The 2,154-nt window shown below is 45.0% G+C and carries 2 protein-coding genes; both read left to right on the top strand.

Annotated features, from left to right (window positions below; genetic code table 11):
• A partial coding sequence (gene yidC, locus ACTF5Z_RS11955; protein WP_438985834.1) for a membrane protein insertase YidC occupies nt 1-680 on the top strand: 680 nt, incomplete at its 5' end.
• A complete protein-coding gene (gene mnmE, locus ACTF5Z_RS11950; RefSeq protein ID WP_438985833.1) occupies nt 680-2,062 on the top strand; it encodes a tRNA uridine-5-carboxymethylaminomethyl(34) synthesis GTPase MnmE in 1,383 nt (460 codons plus the stop codon). The genes yidC and mnmE, both read left to right, overlap by 1 nt.
• Nucleotides 2,063-2,154: the final 92 nt, after the last annotated feature.

The following is a 2,154-nucleotide window of genomic DNA, read 5'->3' as shown; positions in this document are numbered from 1 at the left end:
CCCTCGAGAAAATATCGCCTTTCTTAGAGCTGAGCGTCGATTACGGCTGGCTTTGGTGGATTGCACAACCTCTTTTCTGGCTACTGACAAAAATTCACGAGTTAGTTGGTAATTGGGGCGTTGCTATCATCCTGCTAACGGTTCTAATTAAAGGTGCTTTTTTCAAACTTTCGGCGGCGAGCTACCGATCGATGGCTAACATGCGCCGCGTACAGCCCAAAATGGCTGATATACGTGAACAATACGCGGACGACAAACAAAAACAAAGCCAAGCCATGATGGAGTTGTATAAGAAGGAAAAAATCAACCCCATGGGCGGGTGTCTTCCCATTCTCGTGCAAATGCCTGTGTTCATCGCTCTTTATTGGACGCTGATGGAAAGTGTCGAACTGCGCCATGCACCATTTGCCTTATGGATTAACGACCTTTCTGTTATGGATCCTTACTTCGTGCTTCCAATTCTTATGGGCGCCAGCATGTGGTTTATGCAGAAACTGAATCCACCACCACCAGATCCGATGCAAGCAAAATTGATGCAATGGTTACCCATTGTGTTTACGTTTTTCTTCTTGTGGTTCCCCGCAGGCCTAGTACTGTATTGGGTAGTCAATAACTTATTGTCAATGACACAGCAATACATTATCACCAAACAAATAGAGAACTCAGCACCTCAACGCTAATGCACGTAGGCCCTGCTTCCGACACAGACACTATCTGTGCTATCGCGACACCACCTGGACGAGGTGGTGTTGGCATCGTTCGAATCAGTGGCCCCAGAGCATTAGCCATTGCGAAACAACTTTCTTCTATTACTAGTCTCACGCCACGAACTGCTCATTTTAGTTCTTTTAGAACATCGGAAGGCGAATTAGTCGACACCGGTTTGCTGCTTTTCTTCGCAACTCCCCGATCATTCACCGGAGAAGATGTCGTTGAGCTACAAACACATGGTAGCCCTATCGTATTGAATCGTCTGCTCGCCGAAATTTGCGGTCTGGGTGGTCGTCTTGCAGAGCCAGGAGAATTTTCTAAACGCGCCTTCTTGAACAGAAAACTCGATCTTGTACAAGCAGAAGCAATCTCTGACTTAATCAATGCTAATACAGAGACTGCCGCAAAAAACGCTCAAAACTCCTTACAAGGCGCTTTCTCTAGCCATGTTAACGGCTTGCTCGCAAAAATTATTGGCCTACGCGTTTTAGTTGAAGCAGCCATCGACTTTCCAGAAGAAGAGGTCGATTTTATTTCGGAGCTCGATATCCAAACCCAACTCAACTCAATAATAACCGAGACCGAGCTTACGCTTAACCAAGCGAATCAGGGGCAAATTATTCAAGAAGGCCTTACTGTTGCATTGGTAGGTGCTCCCAATGCAGGAAAGTCCTCTTTACTTAATCAACTTTGCGGTTTAGATAAAGCAATCGTGACCGACATTCCAGGCACAACTCGAGATACCCTAGAAACGGTTGTTAATATTAATGGCGTCCCTGTTACCTTTATCGATACTGCTGGTCTTAGATTAACAGACGATGTTATCGAACAAGCAGGCATTCAACGAGCCGTTAATACCTTACAACGCGCCCAGCTGGTTCTATTTTTAATGGACGCGAGTAAAACGTCCGAACAATCTGTAAGTTTATTTACATTACTTCCGTCTAACCTGGCTGAGGCTTGCTTGGCGCACCCTTTCATTGGTGTGAGTAATAAAATTGATCTACTCGACGGTCCAATACCACAGATACAAGAAGCAACAACGAATGTCAGTATTGCCGCAAAAATCGGGCTCAATATCGAGGAATTAAAGCAGGCCATTATCGACACTGTTGGCCTTCATCCTGAATCAGAGCATCTTTTTTCTGCGCGGCAACGCCACATCTCTGCACTTCAAGCAACACACTCAGCTCTTAAAAATGGCCTTGTTCAGCTTCAAGAGCACGCTGCGTCAGAGTTGCTAGCAGAAGACCTTCGTCTTGCTCAACAAGCTATTAATTCCATAACAGGTGAGTTTACAAACGACGACTTGTTAGGCGAAATATTTAGCAGTTTTTGTATCGGCAAATAGAGTTATCCACAATAACTCACAGTACATCCACAGCCTTGTTGCAACGCACTAATACCTGTGAACAAAACATGTAAAACACCTGCAGGAAATCT

Origin of the sequence: Aequoribacter sp., assembly GCF_965659035.1 — a bacterium.
Lineage (GTDB): Bacteria > Pseudomonadota > Gammaproteobacteria > Pseudomonadales > Halieaceae > Aequoribacter.
Note: the sequence above shows the minus strand (reverse complement) of the source record. Positions and strands in the feature narration are given on the sequence as shown.

Excerpts from the sequence above, each read along its gene's own strand:
- mnmE (WP_438985833.1), top strand. The coding sequence starts at position 680 with ATGCACGTAGGCCCTGCTTCCGACACAGACACTATCTGTGCTATCGCG.